Genomic DNA, 6,249 nt, shown 5'->3' with positions numbered 1-6,249 from the left:
GGTCAATGGTGGGCAATTGATGCCCTGATCCAATGCGTCGAGACATTGGCATCGGCCTACGCCGTGCCTGAACCGTGAGGCCATCGCTGGTATCCTTGTCGTTATTCTTCTTCGAAAGACAACGGGATTCCATGGCCTCGCTTTCCTTGTTCCTTTCCATATTGATTTCTGCGGTGGCGCTGACAGCCGCCTTTACCATGCTGGTCTATCGCTGGATGGGGCGGCGTGCGTCGTCTTCCGGCAAGCAACGCGGCAAGAACACGTCCAAGCGTACCAATACCGCCTCACGCAAAGGTTCCTCTCGGGCGAGCGCCAAGACGCAGAAACAGCCTCCCTCTCGGCCTCGACTGTCGTTCCTGCGCTTGCCGACATGGCTGCGCGCCAGCCTGCCGTTGGGGATGATGCTGACGTTGATCGCGGCCGTGGGGCAGTTGGCGCTGCAGGGCATGCACAATGCGCATCAGGTGGCCGCGGACGATCCGCGCTTGCCGTCGCTGGAAAACGTGCTCGACGGTATTTCATTGCTTGCCTTGATGCTCTTGTTCGTGGGTATCGTCGCCTGGCTTGCGCCTCGTCAATGAAGCGCGATGCATGGATCGGCGCGTCCCAAGCGCCATGCTATAGTGCGCGCCATCACAGGAGAGACCGGTAACCCCATGAATATTCTGATTACGGGCATGGCCGGGTTCATCGGTCATGCCGTGGCCAAGCGCCTGGCGGCCGATGGCCACACCATTGTCGGCATCGACAATCTAAACGATTACTACGACGTCGCGCTCAAGCAGGCGCGCCTCGACGATCTGGCCGGGTATCCCAATGTGCGCTTCGAGCGCGTGGACCTCGCTGACCAGGCGGCCATGCAAGCGCTCTTCGCTGGTGAGCGCTTCGAGCGGGTGATTCATCTCGCCGCGCAGGCTGGCGTGCGCTACTCGCTCGACAATCCGCATGTCTACGCGCAGTCCAACCTCGTCGGTCACCTCAACGTATTGGAAGGCTGCCGCCAACAGCAGGTGCCGCATCTGGTTTATGCCTCGTCGAGCTCGGTATACGGGCAGAATGCGCATGTGCCGTTCTCGACCGCCGACGCTGTTGATCACCCCATTAGCCTCTATGCCGCGACCAAGAAGTCCAATGAGCTGATGACGCACAGCTACGCGCACTTGTACGACATTCCTTCCACGGGGCTTCGTTTCTTCACCGTCTATGGCCCGTGGGGACGCCCGGACATGGCGATGTTCAAGTTCACTCGCGCGATTCTTGCCGGCGAGCCGCTACCGATCTTCAACCACGGCGACCTATCGCGAGATTTCACCTATATCGACGATATCGTCGAGGGCGTAGTACGCATACAGGATGTCATTCCCCAGGGCGACCCCCAGCGGCAGGCGACGGCGCCGGATCAAAGTGCCGCACCGTTTGCACTCTACAATATCGGCCACGGGAGCCCCGTGGCATTGATGGATTTCGTGCGCGCCCTGGAGCGCGTGACCGGGCGCACCGCGCAATGCGACTATCAGCCCATGCAACCGGGTGACGTGCCGCGCACCTGGGCGGATACCGAGGCGCTTTTCGAAGCGGTCGGGTATCGCCCGGCGGTCGGCGTCGAGGAAGGTGTAGCCCGCTTCGTCGACTGGTATCGCGCGTTCTATCAAGTTTGATACCCACTCGGGCTTGATGCCCACGTTTTTTCGATGACATGACACGTAAAGGACGACACACGATGAGAATCAGCATCTTCGGCACGGGGTACGTGGGCCTGGTCACCGGCACATGCCTGGCGGATGTGGGGCACGATGTCATGTGCATGGACGTCGATGCCGACAAGATCGCGCGGCTCGAGCGCGGCGAGATCCCCATCTACGAGCCGGGGCTGGAAGCGATGGTGCGTCGCAATGTCGAGGAGGGGCGCCTGCGTTTCACCACCGATGCAGCGTTCGCCGTCGACTTCGCGCCGTTGCAGTTCATCGCCGTGGGCACACCGCCCGACGAAGACGGCAGCGCCGATTTGCAATACGTGCTGGCCGTAGCGCGCAGCATCGGCCAGCACATGCGCGACGACAAGGTCGTCGTCGACAAGTCGACCGTGCCGGTGGGCACGGCGGACAAGGTGCGCGGTGCTGTTCAGGGCGAGCTCGACGCGCGGGGCGCTGCGCTCACCGTCGATGTCTGCTCCAACCCCGAATTCCTCAAGGAAGGCGCCGCCATCGAGGACTTCACCCATGGCGCGCGGATCATCGTCGGCACCGATGCCGAACGCGTGCGCGATATCATGCGCGAGTGCTACGGTCCTTATAACCGTCACCATGAAAAGTTGATGTTCATGGATATTCGTAGCGCCGAGCTGACCAAGTACGCGGCCAATGCCATGCTCGCCACCAAGATCAGCTTCATGAACGAGATCGCCAATCTCGCCGAGCGCCTGGGCGCTGATGTCGAGCAGATCCGACACGGCATCGGCAGTGATCCGCGTATCGGCTATCACTTCATTTATCCAGGCTGCGGTTACGGTGGTTCGTGCTTCCCCAAGGACGTGCAGGCGCTGGCGCGCACCGCCGGTGAGATCGGGTATCGCGCCGAACTGCTCGAGGCCGTGGAAGGCGTCAACCAGCGCCAGAAAGCCACGCTCTTCGCCAAGCTCTCGCAAGCTTTCGACGGTGATCTGGCCGGCAAGACGATCGCCGTGTGGGGGTTGGCCTTCAAGCCCAACACCGACGACATGCGCGAGGCACCGAGCCGTGCCTTGATGGAAGCGTTATGGGAGTGCGGTGCTCGGGTACAGGCCTTCGATCCGGAAGCCATGGACGAATGCCGCCGGATCTACGGCCAGCGCAACGACCTCGCCCTTGTCGATAATCGCGAGCAAGCCATCGAGGGGGCCGACGCTCTGGTGATTTGTACCGAATGGAAAGCTTTCCGCAGCGTGGATTTCGCTTGGCTCAAGGAGAAGCTGCACATGCCGGTGGTGATCGATGGGCGTAATCTGTTCGACCCGCAGGCGGTCAAGCGCGCGGGCTTGCTGTACTTCGCCGTGGGTCGGGGCGATTCACTCCAGTCGGCGTGAGCCGGCCCAGTGGAATATACGAGTCAGTTGGATATGCAAACGGCGCCTCTTGAGGCGCCGTTTTGCGTTGCGGATTCAGCGCATGAGCCAAGGTGTTATCAACCCGCCGCCGATCAACAGGAGCACGAACATCATTAATGCCAGCAGGAAGGGTTTGATTCCCAGAGCGCGGAGTTTCTCTAATCGTGTTTCATATCCCAGTGCGGCCATGGCCATCGCTAGGGTGATTTGCCCGCTCGTCACGAGCCCCTGATGCAAGGGAGCGGGCAGAGCCACGATGCTATTGAGGACTACCATGGCGAGAAAGCCGAAGGCGAACCAAGGAATGACGAGCGAACCTCGGGTTGCCGGGAATTCACCGTCGCGAACCTGACGGCGATGCCACCACTGCCCGATCACTAGCAGAAAGGGTACTAGTAGCATGACGCGTACCAGCTTGACGATCACTGCGTTGGTTAGCGCTTCGGGCCCGATTGCATCGCCGACGGCTACCACCTGGGCGACTTCGTGTACGGTGGCGCCAATATAGATGCCAAATAGGCCCTCGTGCATCTGCGTAAGAGGGTAGATCAGCGGATAGACTAGAATCGATAGCGAACCGAACAGTACGACGGTAGCCACCGCCATTGATGTAGCGGCGGGACGAGCACGAATCATGCTTTCGGTAGCCAGGATTGCGGCGGCTCCGCAGATCGCGCTACCGGCGCTTGTCAGTAAGGCGGTGTCGCGGTCGAGCTTTAGTATTTGCGTGCCGATCAGATAGCCAGTCACCAGAACGATGCTTACCACAAGGACATCAAGCGCGATGATGGCTGGCCCTAGCCCCACGATCTGCTGCAAGGTCAGTGAAAAGCCGAATAATACGATGCCGGCACGTAATAGATGGCGGGTAGCGAACTGGAGTCCTGGTGCCACGCCAGACAAGCGTCGCGCCAGGGGTAAATTACCTACCATCAGTCCTAGCAATAAGGTGAACACTAGCGGACTGACACCGCTCGAGGCGATGCCTGGCAATCTAGCCATGGCGAACCCGCCTAGCGTCAAAGCGATGCATACACTTAGCCCCTGCCACATGATGTTTCCTCTCGAATGCCGATGAGGAGGACAGGGTAAGCGTGCATCGTGTAACCTAATATCGAGTAATAACGATATGCCATTTAAGTAAATCCGATATGACATCCAAGGTAACGTTCCGCCAACTCGATGTATTTGTGAATGTGGCACGCGCTGGTTCTGTGAGTGCCGCCTCTCAGCGCCTGCATCTTTCACAGTCGGCGAGCAGTCAGGCATTGAGCGATCTTGAGTACCAGCTTGACGTAGCGCTGTTCGAGCGTCTCGGGCGTCGTCTGGTGCTCAACGATGCCGGCCGGCGGTTATTACCACAGGCTGAGCAGTTGTTAGAAGGGTTAACGGTACTGGTGGAAACGGCGCGTGAGCCGCAAGGGGCATTACGCGGGCGTTTGCAAGTGTCGGCTAGTGCCACCGTGGGTACTTATCTGTTGCCGCAGCTGGCGGGTAGCTTTAGCGAGTCTCATCCGGAGACGGACCTCCAACTACGGCTGCGTAATACGCAAGGCGTGATCGACGACTTATTGCAATACGACGCCGACCTCGGCCTGGTGGAAGGGCAGTGTACGGAACCGCGTCTGTCCAGTGAGTTCTGGTGTCGCGACGAGATGGTGATTGTCTGTGCGCCGACACAGCGTTTCGCTGCTCAGTCGCGGTTGTCGCCTGAGGATCTGCAGGCCGCCGAATGGATCTTGAGAGAGGGTGGTTCGGGGTCTCGCGCGATCTTCGAAGCGGCGATTCGGCCTCATGTAGCGCGCTTGCGGGTACGCATGGAACTCGACCAACATGAGGCCATCAAGCAGGCCGTGCGGGCTGGCCTCGGCCTTGGTTGTTTGTCGAGGCTCAGTGTGGCGGGCGAACTCGAACGCGGCGAACTCGTCGCACTGGAGACTCCACTACATCTGGTCCGTGACTTCTCGTTATTGTGGCATCCTGAGCGTTATCGCAGCCCGTTATGGCAGGCGTTCAAGGTATTTCTTCAGGACGCGAGCTCAATTGTGTAAGGCGTATCGTTACTTCGCCAAGGCTTCGAACTGCGGCAGCACGGTCTCCTTGAGGAAGGGGCGGTAGTGCGTTTCGGTGACGGTGATGGGCGCGGCATCCATGCGGGCGATGGCGTCGGCCAGCGCCGTTTCGTCTTCAAGCGGGACCAAGAAATCGGCGAGTTCTCCCGAGAGTATTTCGCGCGGACCGGAGGGACAGTCGACGCTGACCACGGGCGTTCCCAGCAGCAGCGATTCGATGAGCGCACGTGGCAGCCCTTCGGCGTCCGAGGTCAGGATCAAGGCCTTGGCGTTGCGAATGAACGGGTAGGGATTGGTTTGATAGCCCGGCAGGATAACGCGTTCGACGAGCCCCATGTCTTCTATCATTGCGCGAAGATTGGCTTCTTCATCGCCCTTACCCTTGCCCAACAGAACCAGCGGGGTCGTCACGCCACTGGCCTCATAGGCGCGCAGCAGGCGGTCATGACGCTTGCGCGCTTCAAACGTGCCGACATTGATCAGGTACTCGCCGTCCGGTACTGGCGCCGATTCCTCGGCCATGCGCAGGAAGGGTGCTCGCTCGTAGGGGTTGTAGATGGCGCGAATTTCGGCGGGCTGGAGTCCGATGGCATTGAGCAGGTTGTCCTTGACGCCCTGGGAGACGGCGACGACGTTGCGTCCGCTATAGAAGCGATGCACCTTGGCGAATGCCTTGGCGCGCTGGTCGGGATCGCTGAATTTCGCCGAGATGTCGCTCTTGATCCAGAACCACAGGTTGGGGAATGTCAGATGTCGAGTGATCTTGTCGCAAGAACATGACAGCACGACATCCGGGCCGAAAGCGCTCAATGCGCGTGCGATACGCGCGGCCTGCCATTTTTCCACCAGCGGCGTCGAAAACATCTTGCTGAAACGGTTGATGACCCGGAGGTTCTCGATCTCCAATCCTTCCGGCAGACGGTGTTCGATCTTGTTGCGCAGGATGAAGACCTTGACGACATGGCCGCGCTGTCGAAGGCCATCTGCCGTATAAAGTAGCGATTTTTCTGCGCCGCCGCCGTATAGATCGGCAATGACGAAGGCAAAGCGTTTGGGCATTGGCATGAGTATCTTCCCTGGTAGCGGCTAATCCCC

6 protein-coding genes are annotated in these 6,249 nt (G+C 59.8%); 4 read left to right on the top strand and 2 right to left on the bottom strand.

Annotated elements, in window-relative coordinates; translation table 11 throughout:
• Positions 1-131 precede the first annotated feature (131 nt).
• The 3 genes from OP496_RS16420 to OP496_RS16410 all read left to right on the top strand — a co-directional run bounded on the left by OP496_RS16420 (position 132) and on the right by OP496_RS16410 (position 3,061).
• Positions 132-581, top strand: a complete 450-nt coding sequence (locus tag OP496_RS16420) for a hypothetical protein (protein ID WP_280564865.1) — start codon at positions 132-134, stop codon at positions 579-581.
• Between the two features lie 75 nt (positions 582-656).
• A complete protein-coding gene (locus tag OP496_RS16415) occupies positions 657-1,658 on the top strand; it encodes an NAD-dependent epimerase (protein WP_280564864.1) in 1,002 nt (333 codons plus the stop codon).
• 62 nt (positions 1,659-1,720) lie between these two features.
• Positions 1,721-3,061 (top strand): UDP-glucose/GDP-mannose dehydrogenase family protein, encoded by a 1,341-nt coding sequence (locus tag OP496_RS16410; RefSeq protein WP_280564863.1) that lies wholly within the window; start codon positions 1,721-1,723, stop codon positions 3,059-3,061.
• A 75-nt stretch (positions 3,062-3,136) separates the two neighbouring features.
• On the opposite strand, the gene OP496_RS16405 is transcribed toward OP496_RS16410, so the two are convergent.
• A complete protein-coding gene (locus OP496_RS16405) occupies positions 3,137-4,084 on the bottom strand; it encodes a YeiH family protein (RefSeq protein ID WP_280564862.1) in 948 nt (315 codons plus the stop codon).
• A 149-nt stretch (positions 4,085-4,233) separates the two neighbouring features.
• On the opposite strand from OP496_RS16405, the gene OP496_RS16400 reads away from it, so the two are divergent.
• Entirely contained in the window at positions 4,234-5,133 is a 900-nt protein-coding gene (locus tag OP496_RS16400) for a LysR substrate-binding domain-containing protein (RefSeq protein WP_178999932.1), read from the top strand.
• Positions 5,134-5,142: 9 nt separating this feature from the next.
• Here OP496_RS16400 and OP496_RS16395 read toward each other — a convergent pair whose 3' ends face one another.
• On the bottom strand, positions 5,143-6,219 hold the full coding sequence (locus tag OP496_RS16395) for a glycosyltransferase (protein WP_280564861.1): 1,077 nt from the start codon (positions 6,217-6,219) through the stop codon (positions 5,143-5,145).
• Positions 6,220-6,249 lie beyond the last annotated feature (30 nt).

It is taken from the genome of Chromohalobacter sp. 48-RD10 (assembly GCF_029889785.1).
In the GTDB taxonomy this organism is placed as follows: Bacteria; Pseudomonadota; Gammaproteobacteria; order Pseudomonadales; family Halomonadaceae; genus Chromohalobacter.
The sequence above is the reverse complement of the archived record's forward strand: the minus strand, read 5'-3'. Positions and strand labels throughout refer to the sequence as shown.